At 59.3% G+C, this 24844-nt stretch carries 18 protein-coding genes, 1 tRNA gene and 2 rRNA genes (1 of these 21 cut by a window edge); 7 read left to right on the top strand and 14 right to left on the bottom strand.

Annotated elements, in window-relative coordinates; all coding sequences use genetic code 11:
- Positions 1 to 137 precede the first annotated feature (137 nt).
- From QMG84_RS02650 to flgF, 3 genes are all read right to left on the bottom strand, one after another.
- Positions 138 to 767 (bottom strand): hypothetical protein, encoded by a 630-nt coding sequence (locus tag QMG84_RS02650; protein ID WP_281930284.1) that lies wholly within the window; start codon positions 765 to 767, stop codon positions 138 to 140.
- A 266-nt stretch (positions 768 to 1033) separates the two neighbouring features.
- Positions 1034 to 2365: a FliI/YscN family ATPase gene (locus QMG84_RS02645; protein ID WP_281930281.1), complete on the bottom strand. Its 1332-nt coding sequence runs from the start codon at positions 2363 to 2365 to the stop codon at positions 1034 to 1036.
- A gap of 9 nt (positions 2366 to 2374) precedes the next feature.
- Positions 2375 to 3097 (bottom strand): flagellar basal-body rod protein FlgF, encoded by a 723-nt coding sequence (flgF, locus tag QMG84_RS02640; RefSeq protein WP_202074109.1) that lies wholly within the window; start codon positions 3095 to 3097, stop codon positions 2375 to 2377.
- 221 nt (positions 3098 to 3318) lie between these two features.
- On the opposite strand from flgF, the gene QMG84_RS02635 reads away from it, so the two are divergent.
- Positions 3319 to 4008, top strand: a complete 690-nt coding sequence (locus QMG84_RS02635) for a response regulator transcription factor (RefSeq protein WP_202074110.1) — start codon at positions 3319 to 3321, stop codon at positions 4006 to 4008.
- A gap of 141 nt (positions 4009 to 4149) precedes the next feature.
- Here QMG84_RS02635 and QMG84_RS02630 read toward each other — a convergent pair whose 3' ends face one another.
- Both QMG84_RS02630 and flgK read right to left on the bottom strand, forming a co-directional pair.
- The gene (locus QMG84_RS02630) at positions 4150 to 5196 is read right to left on the bottom strand and encodes a flagellar hook-associated family protein (protein ID WP_281930278.1); all 1047 of its coding nucleotides are present in this window, start codon (positions 5194 to 5196) and stop codon (positions 4150 to 4152) included.
- A gap of 10 nt (positions 5197 to 5206) precedes the next feature.
- Positions 5207 to 6688: a flagellar hook-associated protein FlgK gene (gene flgK / locus QMG84_RS02625; RefSeq protein WP_281930277.1), complete on the bottom strand. Its 1482-nt coding sequence runs from the start codon at positions 6686 to 6688 to the stop codon at positions 5207 to 5209.
- A gap of 430 nt (positions 6689 to 7118) precedes the next feature.
- Here flgK and QMG84_RS02620 point away from each other — a divergent pair, with 430 nt between their 5' ends.
- Complete coding sequence (locus QMG84_RS02620; protein ID WP_281930275.1) at positions 7119 to 7667, top strand: hypothetical protein; 549 nt, start codon at positions 7119 to 7121, stop codon at positions 7665 to 7667.
- Between the two features lie 264 nt (positions 7668 to 7931).
- Positions 7932 to 9539 carry a methyl-accepting chemotaxis protein gene (locus QMG84_RS02615; RefSeq protein ID WP_350356503.1) on the top strand — a complete coding sequence of 536 codons (1608 nt, stop codon included), beginning with the start codon at positions 7932 to 7934 and terminating at the stop codon, positions 9537 to 9539.
- 201 nt (positions 9540 to 9740) lie between these two features.
- Here the strand turns inward: QMG84_RS02615 and QMG84_RS02610 are convergent, their stop codons facing one another.
- Positions 9741 to 11651, bottom strand: coding sequence for a methyl-accepting chemotaxis protein (locus QMG84_RS02610; RefSeq protein WP_281930273.1), 1911 nt, complete (start codon positions 11649 to 11651; stop codon positions 9741 to 9743).
- Between the two features lie 252 nt (positions 11652 to 11903).
- Entirely contained in the window at positions 11904 to 12158 is a 255-nt protein-coding gene (locus QMG84_RS02605; protein ID WP_281930271.1) for a hypothetical protein, read from the bottom strand.
- Between the two features lie 135 nt (positions 12159 to 12293).
- Between QMG84_RS02605 and QMG84_RS02600 the strand changes: the two genes are divergently transcribed.
- A complete protein-coding gene (locus tag QMG84_RS02600) occupies positions 12294 to 12695 on the top strand; it encodes a hypothetical protein (protein ID WP_281930270.1) in 402 nt (133 codons plus the stop codon).
- Positions 12696 to 12708: 13 nt separating this feature from the next.
- Here QMG84_RS02600 and QMG84_RS02595 read toward each other — a convergent pair whose 3' ends face one another.
- Positions 12709 to 12903 carry a hypothetical protein gene (locus QMG84_RS02595; protein ID WP_202074116.1) on the bottom strand — a complete coding sequence of 65 codons (195 nt, stop codon included), beginning with the start codon at positions 12901 to 12903 and terminating at the stop codon, positions 12709 to 12711.
- A gap of 252 nt (positions 12904 to 13155) precedes the next feature.
- Between QMG84_RS02595 and rfbD the strand changes: the two genes are divergently transcribed.
- Positions 13156 to 14043, top strand: a complete 888-nt coding sequence (gene rfbD / locus QMG84_RS02590; RefSeq protein WP_281930267.1) for a dTDP-4-dehydrorhamnose reductase — start codon at positions 13156 to 13158, stop codon at positions 14041 to 14043.
- A gap of 3 nt (positions 14044 to 14046) precedes the next feature.
- Here the strand turns inward: rfbD and QMG84_RS02585 are convergent, their stop codons facing one another.
- A complete protein-coding gene (locus QMG84_RS02585) occupies positions 14047 to 16416 on the bottom strand; it encodes a rhamnosyltransferase WsaF family glycosyltransferase (RefSeq protein ID WP_281930265.1) in 2370 nt (789 codons plus the stop codon).
- A gap of 185 nt (positions 16417 to 16601) precedes the next feature.
- Between QMG84_RS02585 and QMG84_RS02580 the strand changes: the two genes are divergently transcribed.
- Entirely contained in the window at positions 16602 to 17255 is a 654-nt protein-coding gene (locus QMG84_RS02580; protein WP_202074119.1) for an ABC transporter ATP-binding protein, read from the top strand.
- Entirely contained in the window at positions 17200 to 18534 is a 1335-nt protein-coding gene (locus tag QMG84_RS02575; protein ID WP_281930263.1) for a KpsE/RkpR family capsule polysaccharide export protein, read from the top strand. Before QMG84_RS02580 ends, QMG84_RS02575 begins: the two co-directional genes overlap by 56 nt.
- Positions 18535 to 18784: 250 nt before the next feature.
- Here the strand turns inward: QMG84_RS02575 and QMG84_RS02570 are convergent, their stop codons facing one another.
- The 5 genes from QMG84_RS02570 to QMG84_RS02550 all read right to left on the bottom strand — a co-directional run.
- Entirely contained in the window at positions 18785 to 20074 is a 1290-nt protein-coding gene (locus tag QMG84_RS02570; RefSeq protein ID WP_281931884.1) for a KpsE/RkpR family capsule polysaccharide export protein, read from the bottom strand.
- 135 nt (positions 20075 to 20209) lie between these two features.
- Positions 20210 to 21979: a glycosyltransferase family 2 protein gene (locus tag QMG84_RS02565; RefSeq protein WP_281930262.1), complete on the bottom strand. Its 1770-nt coding sequence runs from the start codon at positions 21977 to 21979 to the stop codon at positions 20210 to 20212.
- A 405-nt stretch (positions 21980 to 22384) separates the two neighbouring features.
- Positions 22385 to 22461, bottom strand: a tRNA-Met gene (locus QMG84_RS02560).
- A gap of 81 nt (positions 22462 to 22542) precedes the next feature.
- Positions 22543 to 22658: ribosomal RNA gene (gene rrf / locus QMG84_RS02555) — 5S ribosomal RNA — on the bottom strand.
- A gap of 125 nt (positions 22659 to 22783) precedes the next feature.
- Positions 22784 to 24844: ribosomal RNA gene (locus QMG84_RS02550) — 23S ribosomal RNA — on the bottom strand (it continues 879 nt past the right edge of the window).

The following is a 24844-nucleotide window of genomic DNA, read 5'->3' as shown; positions in this document are numbered from 1 at the left end:
GCAAATGAATACACGGCCTATAATTAAGAATGCGTTTAACCGGTTTCAGCGCGCCTTTCTGCCGGACGCGCCACCAGGATGCTACGTGCGAGGCTGGAAACCAACTGCAGGACCTTCCAAGGCCTTTCCCAGGAGCGTCAAGCAGACTTTTTATAAGCCAATTCGCGCGCGGCGACGCCTTGCTCGCTTTTCGATTCACCGCCGAGGGCAGCCGCGTAGCGGTTCGCAAGTTCGTTTGCGCGTTTGACGAAGCGGGTCGGCTCACTCGGCGAATCGAACATGCCGCTCATCAGAAAGCTGAACTCGCGCAAATCTCTCGGGCTGTAACCCTTGTTCAATACGCAGTCCAGCGCCACGACGTCCCGTTGATCCAAATCGGCGTCGCCCGCGATTCTCGCCAGATCCTCCCGGCAAGCGCCCCGATGCGCCGAGAGGGCGGGTTCCGTTGGGACCCTCTTTCGAAAAAAGGGAGAAGCCAGCACGGCGGTCCAACCCGACGTTTTTGCCCAGCCTTGGGGCGCAGCGCTTGCCTCCAGAACCTTGTCGCGCGCCTTGAAATCGACAAGGGACACACAGGGACGTTCCGCGATGAGTCGGCGCAGCTCCTGCGCAGCGGTGCGCGCCGCCTCGATGGCCTCGTCGCCGGCAAGACGTCGCCGACAAAGGCTGCCGATTTCCATCAGCTTTAGCCGTAGCACCGCCGGTCCGGCCGTCTCGATGAACTCCTTCTCGACCTGCAGGATTTCGAATGCTTCATCGGCGGTCATGGACATCCTCGATCGCGCCGCCCCTCGAGGGAGACATTCCGAAACATCTCGGTCGTTGCGCTTCATCAAATGTATACGGCGCAGCTTTCGCGAAGCTGGACCCTACCAGGGGCTCCGACGCCGCTTTGGCCCGGTCGCGAAGACATGGCCTCGCGCGGGCGCACTGCGCAAAGTTGATAGACTTCAGCGGAAAAGATGCGCTCTGCGGGTTTTCTCATCGCTCGCACTATTCCGTGCGCGCAAAGCGCGCCAGGTGGAGAACGCCCTCACCCTCCTCCACGATTGATCCGCTCCGCCAATTCTTCGAGCGCCACAACGGCTGGCGGGTCTTTAGGAGCTTGCCGCAGGGCGTCATATACGACCGGCGAGAGGACGACCGCGCGATCGAGCTCGGCGTCCACGCCAGCGTGATACCCGCCGAGCATGCGCAGATCGCGCGTTTCCTCGAATTTCGCGAGCATGGATTTCAGCCGCATCACCATCTCGCGTTCGTCTGACGTCCAGACGCGATCGGCAAGGCGAGAGATGGATTTGAGAAGGTTTATCGCCGGATAGCGGCCCTGTTCGGCTATTTCTCGGTCGAGAACAATATGCCCATCGAGCGTGCCTCGAATGCAATCGGCGATGGGATCATTATGGTTGTCGCCGTCCACGAGGACGGAATAAATTCCCGTCACGGCGCCCACGCCATCCTCGCCGGGCCCCGCGCGTTCGAGCAGGCGCGGCAGGTCGGCAAAAACGCTTGGCGTGTAGCCGTTGGCGACAGGCGGCTCGCCCGACGCCAACGCCACTTCGCGCGCGGCGTGGGCATAGCGCGTCACCGAGTCGACGATCAAAACCACAGAGGCGCCCGCGTCTCGGAAAAACTCGGCAATCGTAGTGGCGGTCAGCGGGGCCATCCGCCGCATCATCGGGCTTTCGTCGGCGGTGGCGACGATCGTGACGACGCCGCCGGGGTTGGCGGAAATCACGGTGTCCACGAAATCGCGCACTTCGCGTCCGCGTTCGCCCACCAGACAAATCACCGCGACAGAAAAGCCGCCCGCCCGGGACAGCATTTCCAGCAAAGTGGATTTGCCAACTCCCGAGCCCGCGAAGATTCCGATCCTTTGGCCCTCACAGATCGGCGTGAATGCGTCGATCGCCCGGACGCCTGTACGCAATGGTTTCGTGATCGGCGTTCTGCGCATTGCCGCGGGCGGGGGCGCATCCAGGTAATAGGGCTTCAGGCCGGCCGAGACAGGCCCTTGCCCATCGACCGGCCGGCCGAAAGCGTCGAGAACCCTGCCTCTCCATGACTCATGCGGCAAGAGTTCGATCGGACCGACGAAGCGCACTTTCGAACCTAACCCGACAGGGGAATTATTTTCGAAAGCCTTGACGATGACGCCGTTCTGGTCGATTCGCACGACCTGTGCGAGCATCTCGCCGCGCGCGGTTTCCACGCCAACGCAATCGCCGAGCTTGACGAATTTCGAGAGCCCGGCCGTTCTGAAGTAAGTCGGCGTCACCTCCACCACCGCGCCAGAGATGGCGATCTGTCGCTCCGTGCGAGCGAAAAGCTCGGCCGAACGCTGCAATTGCGCGAGTTTGGACATGCGGGCGCCTCAGGCGCCGCCGAGCGTGCGGATAGCGTTTTGCTGGGCCGAATCCAGCGTGTCGTACATGGAGGTGACATTATCGAATGATCGGGAGGTGGCGATAAGTTTTGTCAATTCCGTTATCGGATTGACATTGGCGCCCTCAAGAAACCCTTGCGACACGCCATTGACGGAAAATTCGAGAATAGGCGTCGCCGGCGTTGACGGTATCACGCTGGAGTTCGGGCCCCTTGTCAGAGCGGCGCTGGGATCTATCGAGAACAGGCCCAGGGCGCCAACCTGATTGGCCCCCTGGCTGATCATGCCATCGCGGAAGATCATCGGCGGGCCCTGCGTCGGATCGAGGACGATCGGCGCATTGCCGGCGTCCAGGACTGGAAATCCTTCGATCGTCTGGAGCTCGCCCGTTTGCAGCATCTTCAGACGGCCATCCCGAGTGTAGGCGACGCCATTAGGGGTTCGGATCGCCAACCAACCGGATCCTTGCACGGCGACATCGAGCGGATTGTCGGTCTTTGTGACGGGACCCTGCACCGTCGAGATGAAATCCTTCCCGGTGGAAGCATAAGCAGTTTGCGCGGGGCCCGATTTGGAGAGAGCCGTCTCGAAAGAAACGCCCGCTGCACGAAATCCAACAGTATTCGCGTTGGCGACATTCATGGCAATCGTCGACATGCGCTTGTCCAGAGCGAGCTGTGACGACAAAGACACATAATAAGACGAAAGCATTCTTGGTTCTCTTCTCGGGAACGCCGCAGGGATTCGCTCGGAAGATAACGAGCCCGCCTTACGCGAAGCTGCATTTAGCAGGCGGGGCCGCCGCCAGTAATGGCAAGCCTTGACTTAGGTCTTAGCCGTTGACGACCCTCTGGGGTTACGACTACACCCAGTAGAGGGGTCGATTCGCATGAACTGCCCGACATGCTCGCCCATCCGCCGGGAGACGCCGAATGTTAATCATTGTGGATGAAAGGGAAATAGTAACGAGTGCGTATACTAGTCGGTTTGGTCAAGAGGGTGTGTTCTCTACGGGGTTTGGCTTCGAGCAGTTCTTGGAGTGGGTCGACTCGGCTCGTGAAAAGGACTTGCAGGCAGTTGAGGCGTTTTTGATTGGCGATTGCCCGGATCGGGAAGAACTCCCGCGGGTTATCCGGCGGCATTCCCAGGCTCCCGTCATCGCGATGAACGACACGCTATCGTTGGAACAAACACTGGGCCTGTTCAGCGCCGGCGTCGACGACGTTGTCCGCAAGCCGATTCACGTGCGCGAAATACTTGCGCGTGTTCACGCTATCCGGCGACGCGCCGAAGCCCGGCAAGACTATGCGACATTCGACCGCATCCAAGTCTTCTTCGATGGCCGCGATCCGGTGATCGACGGCGAGCCCTTCCCGCTGCCGCGCCGGGAAAGGCGCGTTCTGGAATTGCTCGTTTTGAACAAGCGCCGGCGGCTGACGAAGACTCAAGTATTCAACGCCGTCTACGGCCTCTTCGACGAGGAAGTGGAAGAAACGGTGATCGAAAGCCACATCAGCAAGCTGCGCAAAAAGCTGCGAAAGCAACTGGGGTATGACCCGATCGACTCGCAGCGGTTCCTTGGATACCTTCTTGTTTCACAAACGGAAGCCACGGGCAAATAAAGCCAGAAAAATCCCCGAATGAGGACGCTCTCGTTGCGTCCTCCGGGGTGTGTGCCGCACTGAAAGCGGGCCAAGGCACCAAACTAGAGCGCATTCCGCACCGTCGCTCGCTCGCACGATTCCATGCGAGCGGAAAGCCCGCTAGAGATATTTCGTAAGGCTCAACTGTTGAATTCGGGCCGTCAGCGAATAGGACGTTTCGATCTGAGTCATCAAATTGGTGACCGTGACAGAGGCCAGCGAAGGATCGACGCCCTCCAACGCGCCGATCTGGGCGCTCAATAGATCCTTCTGTGTCGCCATGTTGTCCAGAGCGCTTTTGACGTCGGCCTGCATGACCCCGACTTTTTCCTGTAAATTTGTAAGCCCCGATACGCCTTGATCGATGGCGTTCGTCGCCGCCGTAACGACAGCCTGGAAAGTATCCTTGCTCAGATTGCTCGCGCCGAGACTGGTCAGCATCGTATAGCCGGCCGCAAGCTTCTGGAACGACGCGTCATTCGCCGTAACGGAAGTGGCGCTCGTGCGGGTGATCGATATGCGATTTTGCAGCGGCGAGCTCGACGCCGAGGACCAGTCCGTGGTCCAGCTCGCCGGTGAAAACAAAGCGGCCATAGGACCGGAAATAAAGGCGTCCATCTGGGACGCCGTTATCGTGGAGACAAGCGGATCCGAGGGCGGAAAGCCAAAATTACTGGTAAAAGCGGCGTCGAGGGCAGCTTTTGCTGCGCTCGGCGGCGCCGATGCGGTATCCGTAATCGGCGCCGTGTCCCCCTTGACGCCGCCAAAGACAAACACGCCGCCGCTCGAAGCGTTCAAGCCCGACATCATGGCGCCGAGTGCGGTTTGCGCCTGCTGAATGATCGCGCCCCTGTTGCCGATGCCGTTTTGAGCCGTCATCAGCGCGCTTCGCATGGCTTGCGCGTCTGTCGAGAGCTTCTGCAACGACGTCTGCGTAATCTCGAGGCGAGAAGCAACCACATTGTTGCTTGCAGTGATTGCGTCGATGTCGCTTACGCTGAGATGCAGGAGGGAATCCCGCGTCTGCTGAGAACCGATCGCCACGCTCATATCGGCGTGCTGCCCGGTCGTCAGTTCTTTCTGGGCGATCGACAGGCGCTTTTGCAGATCGACAATTGAATTGCTCAAAGCGTTCGACATGGCCGATGTGGAAACGGATGAGATCATCGATCTGCGCTCACGGTCTGATAGCGTTGAAGAGGGTCGTATAGAGGGCGTCGATCGACGCAAGCAGTTTCGCCGTCGCCTGGTAGGAATTCTCCAGCTCGAGCATTTTGGCCATCTGGCTGTCGAGATTCACGCCCACCGCATTCGACAAAGCCTGAACGCTCTGGTTGAGCATGGCGCTCTGATAGGTATCGGCGCTGTGGGCCTGCTGCTTTTGCGCAGAGAGCCAGCCGTCGGAGGCGCTCGCAAAAGCCGTCAGCGACGTATTCGTATTGAGGCCAGCCGCGGGATCGAAAGATTGAGTCGCAGACAGCGACGAGATCATCTGCTCGATACGGGCAGTATAGAGCGCGCCCCCGGAGGTGTTGTAGGTGTAGGCAGGGTTTCCGGGATCCGAGATTCCACCGTCGCGTAAGCGCGTCGGATCGCCGCCTTGGCTGGGATCGGCGTTGGCGTTGACTTGAATTTGCCCAGCGAGGCCAGAAACCATGGCGCCGGGTATGCTCGTCGCGCCGGGATAAGTGAAAAGCCCAGGGAGCGTCGGCGCGCCGCCGCCGGTCTGATCGCTCTCGGAAAAGGCCGAAACAAGCCCACGCGCAATCTCGTCGAGCTGGTTCTGATATGCTGGCGCGATAGAGTCCCGCAACTGCGTCAAACCCGCGAGCTTGCCGGAATGCACGCTTGTTGCGAAGGTGCTATTTCCCGTCACCTGCACGCCGTCAACATAGACGGCGTTTCCACTGGCGCCCGCCGTGAGCGCAGGATTGCGCTGGAACGTCACCGCGCGCGGGGCTGTCTCGAACAGCGTCACGCCGCTGTCCGTGAAGATCATCATATCGTTGTTGGGGCGCGTGACCGTCGTTATGCCAATCTCGGAGGAGAGCTGCGTAAGGAGAGAGTCTCTCTGGTCGAGGAGATCTGTGATGTCCCTCTTGGCGCCCGCGCCCGCGACAATCGCGTTGTTGACCTGCTCGAACTTGCTCAGAATCGAATTGATGTTCGTGACCGAGTCTTCGATCTGTTGATCGGCGTTCCGGCGCACATCCTGAACCGTGGTCGTCGCCTGGTTCAACGAATTGGCCAGGTCCTTTGCTGCGGTCACAGCGCCCGCCGCCGCCGTCGGATTGGAGGGCGCGGCGTCATAGCTCTGCAAGGCGCTTGAAAGCTTCCCGATCAAGGAAGACGGGGAAGAGCTATTGCCGTCGCTGTCGGTAGTCAGCAATTGGGCGATGGCGGAGAGACCGTCATAAACAGCAGACGCCTGAGCGCCGCCGGACGTCGATTGAAGCTGGCTCTTGAATAAGGCTGGATTCGTGATGCGCGCAACGCCGTTCACCTCCGCCGCGCCCCCGGCCCCTGTGCTCGTCTGCGCGACCCGCGTGGAGTATCCCGGCGTGTTGGCGTTCGACACGTTCCGCGAGAGAATGCTGATCTCGTTCGAGATCGTCCCGAGCGAGGTGTTGGCGATCATTCCCGCGATCGAGAGATTCATGAATTATCCCATTCGCTAAGAGAGCGGCTGCGCAGACGACAGATCTCGCGTGCGCGCCAGCGAGGCGCAGGTCGCAAGAAACATCGCATCGGGTTTTGAATGAGCGGCGCTTATCGTCCGAGCGACTCATAAAAGGAGCCTGGAACGATGGCCGCCTTCATGGCGGCGCATGTGATCGAAGGCGAAGCAAGCACGCTTCTCGACAACGATCTCCGCACGCCCATTTAGGCGACGATCTCTTAATACTTTGTTTAACACAAAAAGGAGATTCTTCTCGCATTCGCAATTGCTCGATTCTCGCGAGCTTTCGCGAAACTTGCGAGGGATCGGCGAAGAGCGAACTCGATCGTTCAACACGCCGCGACAGCGCGACGCCAGTAAACACCAATAGTGATTCTTTTGTCCTGAACCAGAGGCTGTGAGAGCCGCCATGCAACGACCCGCGTCTTCTTCGAATCAAAATTCGCTCGCGCCCAAGAAAAAAATTGCCAAGATCGGCCGCAAACAAGCGCCGTTCGCGGAACGCGCTCTGCATGTCGCGACAGTCGCGCTCGCTGTCGGCGCGACAGCTTTCGCGGCGGAGATGATCAGCGCTTCCGATCGCATCCCTACTTTCGCCGGGGCGGAGCATTTGATGATCTTCGCACGACCTTCCACCGTCGCGGCGCGGCGCAACCAGGAAAACCCGGCGCTGGTCGTCGCGAACAAAAATGGCATCGATTACAGCCCGGTTGGAGGCGTCGGGAAAAACCCGGCGCCCGTGCGAAATGGTCCGATCGATTACAAGCTGATCGAGGCCGACCAGAATTGGGCTCTCATCCGCGATCCTCGCGGATCGATTATGCGCGTTTCGAAGGGAGAGTTCGTGACGGGTCTCGGCAAAATCGAGGACATTGTCAGGAAGAACGACCGCTGGACCGTCGTCACGCCGCGGGGCGTCATCGCAGAGAACTCGGCGTCAGGATCGAAAGAAAACTGAACAACGCTCGGACTTATCGATCTGCCTCGTAAAAGAGCGCCGAAATCTGCCGCTTTCACAAAAACAGTGCATTGATATGATAAATATCAACAATTTCGCTTAAATTTACGGCGATTTGCACACTTATTTACTTGTTGGATACCAGTAGGTGTTTTTACCTAGATTAGGCATGACGCCTCCCTGCCGCCGAATGCGATCGGTTTCCGTTTACCAGCCGCGCGCAAGGACGCAGCGCGGCTTTCCCTTCATGTGGAAGAGGCGTTTATGGCCCAGTCTCCAGCCCCCCAGACCACCGTTTCGTCGATATCGATGGATGAACGCCTCACGTTCATTGGCATAGACGAGCGCTCGAAAACACGGTTGCGAGAACTGAAGCCTCTTTTGAGCGTCGCCCTCGACCAGGCTCTGACGGTCTTCTACGACAAGGTGCGCGCGACCCCTGAAACGCGGCAATTTTTCTCTGACAACCAGCATATGGCTGCCGCCAAAACCCGCCAGCAGCAGCACTGGGGTCTGATTGTCGAAGCGCAATTTGGCGACTCATACGCGCAAGCCGTGCGCGCGGTCGGCAAGGCGCATGCGCGGTTGGGCCTGGAGCCGCGGTGGTATATCGGCGGATACGCCGTCATTCTGGAGCGGCTCATTCATGACGTCGTCAAGGACCGCTGGCCGAGATTCGTTTTTCGCGGCCAGAATGTCGCCGAAGGCATGGCGGAAGCGATAACGAGCCTGGTGAAGGCGACCTTTCTCGACATGGATCTTTCCATTTCGGTCTATCTCGAAGAGCTGGAGGCAAGACGCCGCCAGCAAGAGGAGCTTCGCGCCGCCGAGGAAAAGAATCGGTCCGAGGCGCTGGCGGCGATGAGCTACGCGCTCGAGCAACTCGCTAACGGAAATCTCGAAATCGGCATCAACGCCAATCTGTCGCCGGAGTTCGAGAAGATCAAAACCGAATTCAATCACACGGTCGAAAAACTGCGCGAAGCTTTCGGCGTAGTTTCGGCGTCGGTTTCGGTTATCGAAAGCGCGACCAACGAAATCGGCGCCGCGGCCGAAGACCTCTCTCGCCGCACGGAGTCTCAAGCCGCAGGGCTGGAAGAATCGTCGGCGGCGCTCGCCGAAGTGACCACGACCGTCAAGGCAACGGCCGCCAGCACGCAGAACGCCAATCAGATCGTCGCGGCGACGAAGTCCGACGCAGAAAAGGGCGGCGAAATTATCGTCTCGGCCATCGACGCTATGGGCCAGATCGAAAAGGCCTCGAAAGACATCGGCCAAATCATCGGCGTCATCGACGAGATTGCCTTCCAAACGAATCTGCTTGCATTGAACGCTGGCGTCGAGGCCGCGCGCGCAGGCGAAGCCGGCAGGGGCTTCGCGGTGGTCGCCTCCGAAGTGCGCGCCCTCGCCCAGCGCTCCGCCGACGCCGCCAAGGAGATCAAGGGACTGATCGCCGCCTCCAATTCGGCGGTCGAACAGGGCGCCAATCTCGTCGGACAGACGGGCCGGGCTTTGAAGGCGATCGTGTCTCAGGTGGGCGAAGTCGCGACGGTGGTCGGCACGATCGCCGATGGCACGAGAGAGCAGGCATTGGCGCTGAGTCAGGTGACGGAAGCCATCAATCAGATGGACCAGATGACGCAGCATAACGCGGCCATGGTCGAGGAAACGACCGCAGCGACGAAAAACATGGGCCAGGAAACCGAACGGCTGGCGGCGGCCGTCCGGCGCTTCAACATCGGAAAGCCGATTGCGGCGCACGCCGCTCCCAGACCCCCGGCGCGCAAACCCGCCAAACCGGCGTTGAAGACGCGCGGCTCAGCGGCGCTCGCCGAACCCAGATACGAGGAAGAGAGCTGGGAAGAGTTCTGATCAAACCCGGCGCGGTTTGAAGCGGAGACGAGCAAAGCCCGTCTAAAAAAAGGAAAGACCAGCGCACGGAACTCCGTGCGCTGGTCTTTTTTTCATCCGACTTTTCGAAGGTGTCGCTCTGGGCAAACGGAAAGAAGGACGGGAGAAATCCCGGAGGCCGCGACTGCCACACTGAAACCCAATCAAAAGCGGATCGCGTGTTTAAAACTCCGTCCAGTCCACTTCATCGGGCTCTTGAACGCGGAGCTTGCGCGCCGTCGCGCCCGAGGCGACGGCACGTTCGCGCGCCCGCCTGTTCTCCCGAATCGCGGGCGCATGCGCGCTTTGATGCAGTCGGAAACTTCCAACCGAGCGCGCCAATTCATCCGCCTCGTGCCGGAGACTATGGCTCGCCGCCGTGGTCTCTTCCACCATGGCGGCGTTCCTCTGCGTATCCTGATCCATCTGTCCGACGGCGACATTGATCTGTCGGATTGCCGCAGCGCCTTCCGCGGCACCGGCGGCGATCTCGGACACCATCGAGCTGATCGACACCACTTCCGAGGCGATGCGCTCCAAAGCGGCGCCAGTGGAAACGACGAGCTCGACCCCATCTGCGACCTCCGTCTTGGAGGATAGGATCAGTCCTTTTATTTCTTTCGCCGCTTCCGCCGATCGCTGTGCGAGCGCGCGCACTTCCGACGCGACAACAGCAAATCCCCTGCCCGCTTCGCCGGCTCTCGCGGCCTCGACGCCAGCGTTGAGCGCCAGCAGATTCGTTTGGAAGGAAATCTCGTCGATGAGCCCGATGATACTCGCGATATCGGTAGATGATTTCTCGATGCGCGCCATCGCTTCGGTCGCGCTTTGGACGACGGCGCCGCTGTTTTGCGCCTCTGATTTCGCGCGCGCGACAATATCCTGCGCGCGTTTCGCTGCGTCCGAGTTGCGGCTGACGGCGGTCATGACCTCCTGCAATGCAGCGGCGGTTTGCTCGAGACTTGCCGCCTGTTGCTCCGTGCGCCTCGACAGATCATCAGCGGCCGAAGCGATTTCAGCGGTCGAGGAAGAGATAACTCCGGCTCCGTCACGCACCTTCGTGAGCGCCGATTCCAGCGCTTCCAGCGCGGAATTGAAATCCGCCGTCAAGCGTCGATATGCTGCTGGGACCTCTTCGCTCAATCGGAAAGAGAGGTCGTGATCGGCGATTTTCGACAGCCCTGCTCCCAGCGTCTCGATAAGAATTTCTTGTTCGGCAGCGACGGCCGCCCGCTCGGCGTCGCTGCGCGCGCGTTCGGCTTCCAGTATCGCTTGCTGTTCCGCCGCCTGATGCTGCGCCTGCAATCTCTCCTTGGCGATGAGGCGGAATTTTCGATAGACGATCCCAAGCCGGCCGATTTCGTCGGTTCGACCGGCCTCATAGACGTCATAGTTGAGATCGCCTTCAACGAGGCGCGAGAAAGTGAATGTGATCCAATCCAAGGGCTGCGTCGCCCAGCGCCGCGCCAACCAGCAAGCCAGCGCCGCCGTCGCTATGATCGTCCCGATCGCCATGAGCGCGGCGATCTGCGCCCACGTGCGCAACGCCTCCAGAGCAAGGCCGGCGTTCGCCTTTTTTCTGTCGATACGTTTGCGAAGCGCGTCGACTTCGCCCCTCGTATTGTCCACCGCCATCTGCACCGAAAGCGCAAGCTGGTCGAATTTCAGCTTTCCGTCAGCGGGCGCGGTGGCGTCGCTCGTCTTTGCGCTTTCGGCGGCTTTTGCGGCGAAAGCGTAGATGTTTTTTTCAGCCTGGGTCAGGACGCGGACAAGATCCGGACTGTCCAGAACCTTGGCGGCTTCCAAGGCGCCTTTGACGTGGAGAGAGAATCGCTTGGAATGCGCGCCGAAATCGCGGAAAGCGTTCTCGAGCCCCTCCGGATGACGAGACGCCATGAAATCGACGAGGGAAAGCCGCGCCTGGGCGATGTCATATCTTGCGCTTTGCAGCATCTCGACGAGCTGCGCAAATAGCCTGTCGGTTTTCGCCTGGCTTTGCTCTCGGTCCGCGGAGGCCGTCGCTTCCTGCCTGAGGACAAGAAACGCATATGACGAAGCCGAAAGGTCGAGCAGCGCCATAACGAGGAAAAGCATGAGCGCCGCTCGCGAAAGAGTCCCCGCGAGTGATCGGCGCAAAGCGGAAAACAGGCCGGCGGCGTTAAAGGCCATAGTTGGCTTATCCCTCATAGGAAGGCCGCCTCAGACGAAGGCGTCGGCCAGGTAGGAAAAGGCGGCTGGGGGAGACGCCATCTGGATCGGCGTCGCAAAGAAGACGGCGCCACCGCCGTTATCCATCAGGCGAGCGCTTCGACGAAAGATTTGCCGTAAACGCCGGCATTGATGCGCTTACGGAGAATAGGCGCGGACCCGCTGAGTCACGTTTTCCACCGGCCCCTCGACAATGCGCTTTTCGATCGCCTTCGCGGCAGAATTCGCGTCGCTCTGATTTTTATTCTCGACGGTCGGCGCATCGGAGCCGTAAATCTCGGACATCTCGTCGATGAATTTCTTCATGGCCTGAACGGCCCGATACTCGGGCATCTTGCTCAATTCGTCGATCATCTCCTGCCGCATCTGCTTCAACTGGGCGATCGTTTGCATAGGAGGACCCCTTCGAGAATCTGACAGCCAATCATACCGAAGGGCCCTCGCGCGAGGCTTACGCCGCAGGGACTTTAACTCCTCAGAGATTTTCTGGGCCTAGTGTCGATGCGCACGAGTTGGAGGAGTAGGCGCATGCCGTCTTTTGGGCATATCCGACAGAATGTCGAGAAACAGCGCTGCGCCACGGACCTCGACCGGGCCGGGCATTTCGCGGGGCTTTGGAACGCGAGCCTGGAGATTTTCGAGACGCGCGCCCCCTCCGGACGGATGGAGCAGGTTCAGTGGGTGCGCGCCCTTGGGAAAATAGCGACCGGTTTCGACGGGCCGCGGTCGGAAATGGAAGCAAAAGCGCGCAAAGACTTTCGGGCGCTATGCCGGCTGAATATGGCGGCGCTTCACGCGAGATTGCCAGAGGCGGCAGTCGGCTTGCGTCAAATGGCGCAAGCGACAGCGCTGGTTGTTCCCGATCGCGTGAGCGCGCATCTCATAGCGGACCAGATTGCGCGGAGTCTGGGCCCTCGCAAAACCGCGTGACCCCGAGCAGCGATTACGCGCTTTCGCACACCAGCCGCGCCAGAGCAAAACGCACCAGTTCCGACGCTGCTGCGTCGTCGATCAAATCCATCGCCTCGAAAAGGACGAGAATAGCGGCTTGCTTGCGATCGAGCGGCTCGGCGGCGGACCGAATCACGTCGCCAGGATTGCGCGCGGCGCGAAGCGCCCGAGTCTTACGCGTGGTCATGCGTCTCTCCTTATTCAATTACTCAACACGTTAACGATTAATTAACCAAGCTTGCGCGGACCTGTCGTCAAGACGATTCGTCGCAAGCGTGAAGGTTGCGACGCCCAGCTAGATACAGATCAACATTTTGATTTTATTGCGTCTTCTAAGAGAACGCCGCACCACGGGCGGCTCGTTGGCGCGAGCCGCCGCGCGGTGCTAGTTTCCCCGCCAGAATGTCGAGAGGCATCGAAGCTCAAGGAGATGCGGCCCATGACCCTCCGTCTCGCCGTCACCGGCCTCAAAGGTCAGGTCGTCAGCGCTTTGATCGAGCGGGCGCCGAAGGACGTCGAGATTATCGCGCTGGGAAGACCGCAATTCGATCTCGAGATGCGCACCGCCGTGCTCGCGGGTCTGCGCCACGCGCGTTGCAACGCAATCATTAACGCCGCGGCTTATACGGCCGTCGACAAGGCGGAGAGCGAGCCCGATCTCGCGATGCGGATCAATGGCGAGGGGGCGGGCCATGTCGCAGAGGCCGCCGCCGAGCTTGGCGTCCCCTTGCTGCATCTCTCGACCGATTATGTCTTCGACGGCGCGCTCGGCCGGCCCTATCGTGAGGACGATCCAACCGGGCCAACGGGCGCCTATGGGCGCTCCAAGCTCCTGGGCGAAGAAAAGATCGCCGCGACTCACGGCGACCACGCCATCTTGCGCACGGCATGGGTTTACAGTCCCTATGGCGCGAATTTCGTCAAAACCATGCTGCGCCTGGGCGAATCGCGCGACGAGATCAGCGTCGTCGCGGATCAGCTCGGTAATCCCACGAGCGCTATCGACATCGCCGACGCGCTGGTCCTCATCGCGCGCCGCCTTGTCAGCGACAATTCGACGTCCTTACGCGGGATATTCCATCTCACCGGCCAGGGCGACGCGAGCTGGGCCGATATGGCGGAGGCGACTTTTGCGGCGGCGGAGAGGTACGGCCGCAAGCCTGTGCGCGTCGCGCGGATCACAACCGCGGATTACCCAACGCCCGCGCGCCGACCGGCGAATTCGCGCCTCGATAATGAGAAGCTCGCCGCCCGTTACGGCGTAACCCTGCCGCCCTGGCGCGAATCCCTCGAAAATTGCGTCGCCCGCCTGCGGCGAACGCCGTAACAATCATACCCGCAATGCCCGCAGTCGCTCGGCAAAGGCGGGGATTTCGAAAGGCTGCTTGATCTCCACCACTGCTTTCGGGGTAACGCGTCCCGTCGCCTCCCCGATACGTGGCTCCGCCTGCGCGACCGCAGCCTCTATGGCGTCCGCCAGGGACGCTGGCTCGAGCAAATCGAGCGAGACGATGTTGTCGAAACGGCTCGTGAGGTTCTTGCCCTCGAAGGAATTGGTGATGGTGAGCAGACCGGCCTCGGCCATCTCGAGCGGCGGATAGCTTGGATGCGGCGAGAGCATCAGCGACACGCCGACGCTCGCACGACTGAGATAGCCCGCATAATCCTCCAGGCTCGCCTTGCCGCCGACTGTTGCGTTCTGAACGGGATAGACAAGCGTGTCCGGAAATTCTTCGCCAAGGAAGACGAGCCGCCAGCGACTCGCCCGAATTGGATCGCGCTGCTGCCAGCGAAAAAGTGCGTCGCAGACAAGTTCGAACGCATTCCGGTTCACATTCGGCCGGCCGTAGATGAGGATGAGACGTTCGCGCGGCGTCGGGCGCAAAGCCGCTGAAATGGCGGTATTCATTTGATAGGGGACGCAATAGGCCTCCCCGAAGGCATGCTTTGCTTGCATCACCGAGAAAAGCTCCTCGGAATTGATGATGGCGATTCCGCGCGCGCCATGCCGGTACGTCGCTTCGGCCAAGGCGGAGCGGGAACTGCGCCCCTGGAAATAGGGTTCGTCATCCTGAATAAGATAGACAAAAGGCAGTTCGCCGCCGAAGAGGCGGGCGCGATCGCGCTCGAGATCGAGCGCGAATAAGGCCGTCCACCATGCGGTCGCGATAAAAATATCGTTCGCCCGCACATCCAGCCTGCCGCCATCGCGCTCATAGGCGTCGACGAGGAGACGCCGGCCGAGGTCGAGACTCGCGGCGTGCGGCACGGCCTCGTAGTCCGAGAACTTCGTATAGGCTTCAGGCTCTATGTCTGCGTCCGTCGCAATAATACGGCGGTCGTAATCTTCGCCGAGCGCGTCGGCGATTTCCGTGAAGAGCTTTATCGCCGTTGCGACGCCGCCGAAAATCTGCTGCGGGTTGACAGTAGGGGTCAGGAGATTGAGCCGGGGCCGGGTGTTGCGGGAGGGATAGGAGAGGAGCGGCTTTATTTCGACGATACCGCGGTCCTGCGGCCGCAGCCCATTGTCGACATTGCCGAGGCAGGGCTGGAAGACCTTCAGCCGGTGCGTTGGCAGTTCGTCCGGGCTTTGCACGATCAAGAGCGTCTGCGGCATGGGGTAGAGGTCGCGGCGCGCGACCTTGAGCCATTCGAACCCCTGCGACTCGGCGATCATCAGCAGGCAGCGCTCGATCGCATGGGCGAGCGTGCCGTCGACATGGCCGCCTTCCTCCGGGAAATCCTCGAAACCGAGATCGAGGTCGAGCAGAGGGCGAAAGGCGGCGCTGCGGCCCCAAAACATGGAGCCCGACGGAAACTCCAGCACCATGTTTTTGTCGATCTCGACGCCCATTCGCTTCATCAGCCCGCGCGCGAGATCGTAATCGTAGCCCCAGTTCAATATGCCGCGCAGCTCGAATAGATGTTGCGCAAAGACAACGCCGATCTTCGGATCGTCGAAAAGCGCGAGGTTCGAGCGCACGATTTCCGGCGAGCCGAGAAGATGGTCCAAGAGATAATCGCACCAGCGCGCCAGGGCCTCGCCGCCATGGGGCGATCGCTTAGTGTGGAGATGAATGAAGAGGTCGTAATTCGCATATACGTCACGGAAGCCGAAGAATTTTGCGGCAATGTCGCGGCCCCTGTTCGGGGTGATGCGAATGTCCGTCTTCCCCTTCCGCCAACAGCGGCACGCTTCCTCGATCTCGCGCCTTTTTTCCTCGGTATCCGTTGAGACGAACAGATCTACCGGACCCGGAATATTCTCCAGCCTCTCCAGAACGAGCGGCAGAAGCTCCGGATAGAAGGCGTGGACAATCGCGGCGATTGCGCCTTGGCGCGCGCAGGGCTCGAAGGCGAAGGGAATCTCGAGCGCGAAATCCATTTCGTTCGAGGGCCTGCGCGAGGGCACGACGCCATCGGGCTTGGTGAGCTCATAGCTATGGTAATAAGTGATCGCCCGTTCGCGGAGTGGATCGTTGATAGGGTTTCGGCGGCGCCCCAGCGGCGGGTCATAGGTCGCGGCGGTCTGTCGAAGAACGGCGCCGATGGTGGTTCTGACGCCGTGCTCGCGCAAGAAATGCCGCCCGTCGCGGAGAATATCCTTGGGGGCGAGAAAAACCCCGACCGGCGAATCGACGAGCTTGGCCGCCTCCCGCATCGCCGCGCCGTAAAGGGCAACGAGACCGCGGCTGGTCAAAATGATATAACCGTTCCGCAAGTGCCTGCGGACTGCCTGAAAAGTCGTTTCTTGCTTCATGCCCTCTGTCTACTCTAGCTTTGGCGGCAATGGCCAGCGTAGAAGAGGGGAGCGGGCCGCCTTCGATTAGCCGAAAAGGGGGCTCAAATTGCCCAGCTCGGAATCGCCTCGACCTTTGCCGCGACATGATCAAACTCGAGAATGTTTTCAAATATTACAGGTCGAGCGGACATCGGAAGATCGTCCTCAATCACGTCACGTTGGATTTCAAGCCTGGGCGTAGCTATGGCGTTCTCGGCGTGAACGGCGCCGGCAAATCGACTTTGATCAGACTCCTGGCTGGAAACGAGCTGCCAAATGGCGGCCGCATCGTCCGCAACGCCCGAATTTCATGGCCGCTCGGCTTCGCCGGCGTCATGCATCCGTTGATCAGCGGCCGGGAAAACGTCAAATTCATCGCGCGCGTCTACGGCCAGGACCCACGCAAAGTCATGAGCTTCGTCGAGGACTTCGCCGAAGTTGGGGCCTATATGGATGCGGCGGTCTCGACTTACTCGTCGGGCATGATGGCGCGTCTCGCCTTTGGCCTCTCGCTCGCAATCGATTTTGAGTGCTATCTGATCGACGAAGTGACGGCCGTCGGCGACGCGCGCTTTGCCGCGCGATGTAAGGAAGAGTTTTCCAGGCGGCGGAAAAAGGCCGATATCATCATGGTGTCGCATTCGATGTCGACCATCACGGAATATTGCGACCACGGGATCGTTCTGGCGGGCGGGCAGATGCATGTCTTCCGCAATGTCGACGACGCCATCGACCTGTATAAGAAGCTCAATGCCTGACCCTGCGATGACCAAAGGCGCCGCCGCCCGGCAAGTTGCTCTGCCCGGGCCCCGAGAACCCATAAGCCCCGACGAAGCCGGCCGGATTGCAACATCCATCTCGCGGGCCTTGCGCCGCGCCGCCAATCGCTCTCGCTCGCCGACAAGCATGATCGCAGGCGGCGGCGGCTTTGCCGCACGCCGTGGCGAAAGAGCTTTTCAGAAAGGGCTTTTGATCAGCTTTGTCCTGCTGGTGCTGGCGCCGCTGCTCGGCGCGTCGCTCTATTGGGGCCTGATCGCGAGCAAACAATATGTGACGACGGCGAAATTCTCGCTTCAGTCCGCCGATAGCGCCTCGTGGACGGCGCTGGGGGTCAGCAGCCGGAATGAAAAACAGATTCAAGAGTCTCAGGCCATCGCCAAATACATCACGAGCCGCGCCGTCATCGAGATTATCGACAAAAAGATCGGCCTGAAAAAAATGTTCTCCCGTCCCGAAGTCGATTATCTCTCTCGATTCGACCCGGACGACCCCATCGAAAAGCTCGAGAAATATTGGAAAAAGAAGGTCGAGGCCACGGTCGACGTCATGTCCGGCATCATTGCGGTCGATGTTCGCGCCTTCACGCCGGAGGATTCCCTTCTTATCACTCGAAACATCGTGGAATTATCTGAGAGGCTCGTGAACGAACTGTCGACGCGCTTGCGGCAAGACGCGCTTTCGAAAGCCAGTTATGAGCTCAAGCGCGCCGAAGAGCGTGTGAAAGCCGCAACCGCCAGCCTACGCGACGCACGCAATGCCGAAGGCGTTCTCGATGCGACGTCCGAGGCGCAGGCGGTCAACAAAATCGTCACGCAGCTCAGACTCAATCTCGCGCGCGCGGAAGAAAGCCTTGCCCTACAATCTGGCGCGGCTGCGACGGACTCTCCTCAAGTAAAGCTGCTGACAACGCGCATCGAGAATCTAAAAAAACAGATCGCGGACTACACGGCGCAGATTGCGAGTAAAGAGAACAGCAACTCAATGGCGGGGCACGCGGTCATCCTGTCCGAGCGCCAGGTTGATCTCGCTCTTGCGCAACAACAATATGCCTTGACCGCAACCGCCTATGAATCGGCGCGCATCGATGTCGACCGGCAGCAAACCTATCTGGCGCTTTTCCTCCGCCCGACGCTCGCCGAGAAATCGATGTATCCGCGCCGCTGGCTCGAGTGGTCGATTATTGTTTTTCCATCGGCTCTGGGATGGGCGCTTCTGGCTGGCGTCGCTTTCCTCGTGCGAGACCATATGGCGCATTGAAGAAAGCCCGGTCGGCAAGTGTTGGCCTCACCGGCGCCGCGGCGACCGTTGGTTCGCCAAGGCATCCCTCGCGATCGTCTGTGTCGCCGCCACCTGTGCTATCCGTTTGAACAGCTCGCATGGGAAATGTCATTCCCGGCGGGCTGAAAGCCCGACCGGGAATCCAGAGCCGCAAAAACGCTGATCGGCTCTGGATTTCCGATCGATCGTGCGAGCGAGCGGCGGGAATGACCGCAAGCGGATATCGTAATCAAATCATCTGATCCTCAAAAAGCGCGACCATCAGCGAAACGATCGCCCAGACAACAAGCAGAGACACAAACATCAGCAACGTACTGCCGATGACTCTCGGATAAGTCGCGGATTCTGGCAGGCTCGGCGCGACGATGGTCACAAGATAAAGCTGCTGACGTTGGAGATCTTGTCGCGCTTGCTCATAGGCCGTCACCGAGATCGAATACATCCGCTCGGCAAATTGCTCTTCCAGTTTCACGCGCTCGTAACCGGCGATTTGAGACGAAACGGCGTCCGCCCCCTGGTCGTCCGTGAGCTTCTTTTTCAGTTCGGCCAGTTGCTTATCAATCGCGGCAAGACGCGTCTGCTGGAGGCGTTGGCTCGGCGCATCCGCAGATAGGGACGTAGAGGTCGTCGATAGAGCGTTCAAAAGATCGATCCGATCGAGCGTCAGCTTGCCGATCATTTCCCCCAGGCTGGTTGCCCGGGAGGCAGGATCAATGAGGAGATTCTGATTGCGAAATTGCAGGACCCTCTCACGCGCCTCCGCGAGCTTCTCACGCGAGAGCTTGACTTCGCTTTCGGCGCGCGCGAGCGCGTCGTTGCGGTTCCTGAGAGTTATCCGGTTGATGAGCTCTTCGCTCAGCCTGATGACGTCCTTGGTTAGATCCAGGGAATCATGCGGGTGAAAAGCATCGATCCGCAGAGTGAGGATGCCAGAGACGCCATCGACGCTCGCCTGTATATGGTTGAGCCAGTATTTCCAGAGATCTTCGAGGTTGATATCGGACGAAATCCGGGAGAAAAAATCCACGTCGGCCCCGCCGAATTTTTTCTCGAAATAGCCTTTGCCGCCGAGATCGAGCAAAATCGCCCGGCTCTTGATGTAATTCAGCACCATGTAGGAGTTCTGCGTATCTTTTGACGATCCCCCGGCGCCGCCTGTAATACTGGCCATGATCGATGCGGCGCTCGTCCCGCGTGTTTCCTTCTTTTGTGCTTCTCTGACGGTGAGACGCGCCTCTGAAACATACTGATCGGATTGCCATAGGGCCGCATAGAACCAGTAGATAACGGTCGGCAGGATAACGAACGCAAGGAAGCTTCGGCGCAGTAAACCGCCGCCCCTGGCGTTTGCAAAGGCCTCCGACACGAGGTCGACGCCCTGTGACAGGGCGGGAAGCTTGCTTTTGATCTCACCGCCCAAATTCTGGAGATCTCTGCGCGGCAGGCGCTTCGCAACGACGTCACGCGCCTCCTTCATCCATCCCAACATTGGGGTCTTAGGGCGCATTTGTTTTGTCATCTCCAAGAGATTGCCGCTGGTAATCCAACGCAGGCGGATAGGGCGCGGGCCGTGACGCATCGACCATGAACAGCATGCCGGCAACGCCCGAAAGGCCGGGGAAAATACGAAGCGCGCCGCCTCGGCGCAAGCGATTCACGGCAGAGCCGCTTCGGCCGCATATAGCGATAGAGCGGGGTGAAAATATGGATCGTCACGAATAACTGCCCGCCAGCGTTCCATGAAAAAACGCCTTTCCTTGGCGTAAACCTTCTGAAGCCGCAGCCCGCCGCCACGGCTTGCGGATTGATGGTGCACGAGGACCGCCTCGGCATTGCAGATTGTCCGCCAGCCCCGCTCTCCCAGACGAAGGCAAAGATCGACATCGTTCAAGTCGATTGGCAGATTAACCGCGTCGAAACCGCCGACCGCCTCGAATTTGCGCCGTTCGACCATCAGACATGCGCCGGTGACCGCCGAAACCTCGTGGGGAACGCGATTTCGCTCCATCCACCCGGGCGCCTGAGCGTGTAGCCCGGCTCCAAAATGCCCTGCAACCCCGCCCATGCCGAGTAGAACGCCGACATGTTGTACCCGTTGATCGGGATAAAGAAGCTTCGCGCCCACCGCCCCAATATCCTTCTGGATTGCGAAATAAAGCAGTCGTTCGATCCAGTCGGGCGTCATCACGCATGTGTCATTGTTCAAGAAAAGCAGGACATCGCCTTCGACGGCATTTGCGCCGGCGTTGCTCAGCGCAGAAAAGTTGAATGCGCCCGGCTGCTTGAGAATTGATAAGCGAGGCTCGGCAGCCTCCATTTGCGCCATCAGATCAAGGGTCCGCGGGTCGCGGCTATCATTATCGACAACCACCACCTTGTAGTTCGAGTAGCTTGTTCTGTTGAAAAGACTCTCCAGACAGACTTGCAGAAGGTCGGCGCGGTCTCTGGTTGGGATAACAACGCCCACGCAAGCCGATTGCCTTCCGTAAATCGCATCGGGAGCCTTCGCAGGACGAAACTTCCCGCCCGCGGGTGCGAGTCCAAAGAGCGGCCGCCTGATCGATCCAACTTTTGCCGTTTGTGCGCTTAATGCGTTGTCGAAGATCGCCTCTGCGCCATCGGATATCGTTAAGCCGGCGCTCGACGCGATGGAGCTCGCGAAAAAGGCGGATCTTCCGACGTAAGGCGCGAAGGCTTGCAGCGTCGGGCTCCAACCCGGCTTGAGAACAGGTCGTTGGCCCAGTTCATCCGCGTAAACGATCGTGTGGTCGGGGTAACGCTCGAGGTGGCGCGCACAGCTTTCGAGAGCGTTTCCAGCCAGAATATCGCCCGCATGCAAGGCGGTGAGGTAATCAGACGATAGGGGAGGCTCATCTCCCTGCATTATTTTGAAATCGGATTTATCGAGCCAGGCGGCGAGGGTTCGCTCCGCCGTTGGATCCAGCGGCGCGCCGTGAAAGATCGTCCGCCAGTTTGCGTAGGATTGTCTCGCGATCGACGTGCAGGTTTTGTCGATCGCAGAGACGCTCGCCCCGGTGATATCGACGTATAATGAGAATGCGAGCTGACCACACCTTAGCTGGCGGCGGCTGTCGGTCCCCTCGCGTCGCCGGCGCCAGTTTTCGTAGTGCGAAAATGGTTCCGAGCCGAGGGCCCAACGCCAATTGAGCTCGGCTTCTTGATCGAGGCCTACCATGCCCGCGGAGACTGCGAAGAACACCCGCTTCGGCGAATGGCGCGCTCGCTTCAGCAACTCGAGAAGATGCGGTTTCCTTATGTCGATAATCTCGAAGTCGAATCTGCCTTTTCGATTCGTTGGACTGATCCAGACGCTGCTAAAATCGGGCGGGGTATGACCAAGCCATGCGCCGACGCCGTCGTACGGAGCGGGCAAGATGTGATCTCGGTAGTCTCCGTCTTTCAACCAGAAACGGAGAACGGGGCGAACCGGCGGGTCATAAGGGTCTGCGGCGTAGCGCAGGGACAGAAACCTGCCGCCGGAACGAAGGTCGACATCGGGAAGCCCGAGCCATGGTTCGGCGCTCGTCGCGTTGAGGAAGCCATCCTCCAAAACAACGTCCCTGCAAATGCGCAGAGGAATGGCCGAGGGCTTTAAGTCGGTTTTCAAGGGCGCCAGGGAGCTTTTAGGGGGCGAGACGCGATGGCCGAACCTGGACAAAGCAGGATAATGGCAAAGAATTTCTTGCTGTCGCACTGGGTGCGACAGAACATCCGTTTACCCGGCCCCCAGCGACGCGTCAATAATTGCGACGCGAGGCCAAGAACGCAATTGAAGGATTTCTGAGTTGGGTTTTTCGCCCTACGGGCTTGGATGCGGGGGCAGGATTTGAACCTGCGACCTTCAGGTTATGAGCCTGACGAGCTACCGGGCTGCTCCACCCCGCGACAAGCGAGAAGCGCCGCTTTTTTGGAGCGGCGCTTTTGTGTTTGGGATCGGAAGAGGAGTTGATTTGATGTGTTTGGCAGGCCTGGCGACGACCTACTCTCCCAGGTCTTGAGACATAGTACCATTGGCGCGGAAGCGTTTGACGGCCGAGTTCGGGATGGGATCGGGTCTGATCGCTTCGCCGAAGGCCACCAGGCCGGCGAAACACATCGAAGCAAAGGGTCTCTATCGTCATCACGTTTTTTGCACATGTCCTGATCCGAAAACCGCTACGCACTTTTCGGGGACATGTGAGTTTGTGATGGGCGTTGATAAATGAGAGCGATCAAGCCAATCGAGCGATTAGTACCGGTAAGCTACGCAGGTCGCCCTGCTTCCACACCCGGCCTATCAACGTGGTCGTCTTCCACGGCCCTCGAGGGAGCACTGGTTTTGAGGTGGGTTTCCCGCTTAGATGCCTTCAGCGGTTATCCCGTCCATACATAGCTACCCTGCACTGCGGCTGGCGCCACAACAGGTCCACCAGAGGTATGTTCATCCCGGTCCTCTCGTACTAGGGACAAATCCTCTCAATACTCCTACACCCACGGCAGATAGGGACCGAACTGTCTCACGACGTTCTGAACCCAGCTCACGTACCACTTTAATCGGCGAACAGCCGAACCCTTGGGACCTTCTCCAGCCCCAGGATGTGATGAGCCGACATCGAGGTGCCAAACAACCCCGTCGATATGGACTCTTGGGGGTTATCAGCCTGTTATCCCCGGCGTACCTTTTATCCGTTGAGCGATGGCCCACCCACTCGGGACCACCGGATCACTATGACCGACTTTCGTCTCTGCTCGACTTGTCTGTCTCGCAGTCAGGCAGGCTTATGCCATTGCACTCGACGACCGATTTCCGACCGGTCTGAGCCCACCATCGCGCGCCTCCGTTACTCTTTGGGAGGCGACCGCCCCAGTCAAACTGCCTACCATGCATTGTCCCGGACCCGGATGACGGATCGCGGTTAGACATCCATGACGATAAGGGTGGTATTTCAAGGGTGGCTCCACACGAGCTGGCGCCCATGCTTCATAGCCTACCACCTATCCTACACATGCCGACACGAATGCCAATGCAAAGTTACAGTAAAGGTGCACGGGGTCTTTCCGTCTGACCGCAGGAACCCCGCATCTTCACGGGGAATTCAATTTCACTGAGCTGACGTTGGAGACAGCGGGGAAGTCATTACGCCATTCGTGCAGGTCGGAACTTACCCGACAAGGAATTTCGCTACCTTAGGACCGTTATATTTACGGCCGCCGTTTACCGGGGCTTCAATTCAAGGCGTGAACCTCTCCTCTTAACCTTCCGGCACCGGGCAGGCGTCAGACCCTATACGTCATCTTGCGATTTCGCAGAGCCCTGTGTTTTTGTTAAACAGTTGCCACCCCCTGGTCTGTGCCCCTCCGATCTGGTTGCCCAAACCGAAGGCCTCCTTATCCCGAAGTTACGGAGGTAAATTGCCGAGTTCCTTCAACGTCATTCTCTCAAGCGCCTTGGTATACTCTACCAGTCCACCTGTGTCGGTTTCGGGTACGGTCTGATGCAGGGGCTATTTCCTGGCGCGAGTTCACTGCCCGGACAATCCAGTAAGTCCGAACAATTTACCCCACGCGTCACCACCTGCTGGCCCACGAATATTAACGTGGTTCCCATCGACTACGCCTTTCGGCCTCGCCTTAGGGACCGGCTAACCCTGCGAAGATTAACTTTACGCAGGAACCCTTGGACTTTCGGCGACACTGTCTTTCACAGTGTTTCTCGTTACTCATGTCAGCATTCGCACTTCCGATACCTCCAGGATGTCTCACGACTGTCCCTTCACAGGCTTACGGAACGCTCCGCTACCGCTCACCCTTGCGGATGAACCCAAAGCTTCGGCTCGTGGCTTGAGCCCCGGTACATCTTCGGCGCGAGAACCCTTATTTAGACCAGTGAGCTGTTACGCTTTCTTTAAAGGATGGCTGCTTCTAAGCCAACCTCCTGGTTGTTTTGGGATTCTTACATCCTTTCCCACTTAGCCACGAATTGGGGGCCTTAGCTGTTGGTCTGGGTTGTTTCCCTCTCCACAATGGACGTTAGCACCCACTGTGTGTCTCCCGCACAGTTCTTCCAGGTATTCGGAGTTTGGTTGGGTTTGGTAAGTCTGTGGGACCCCCTAGCCCATCCAGTGCTCTACCCCCTGGAGAATAAATGCGAGGCGCTACCTAAATAGCTTTCGCGGAGAACCAGCTATTTCCGAGTTTGGTTGGCCTTTCACCCCTAACCACAAGTCATCCGAGTCTATTTCAACAGACACCGGTTCGGTCCTCCAGTGCATGTTACTGCACCTTCAAC

It is taken from the genome of Methylocystis iwaonis (assembly GCF_027925385.1).
Taxonomy (GTDB): domain Bacteria; phylum Pseudomonadota; class Alphaproteobacteria; order Rhizobiales; family Beijerinckiaceae; genus Methylocystis; species Methylocystis iwaonis.
Note: the sequence above shows the minus strand (reverse complement) of the source record. Positions and strands in the feature narration are given on the sequence as shown.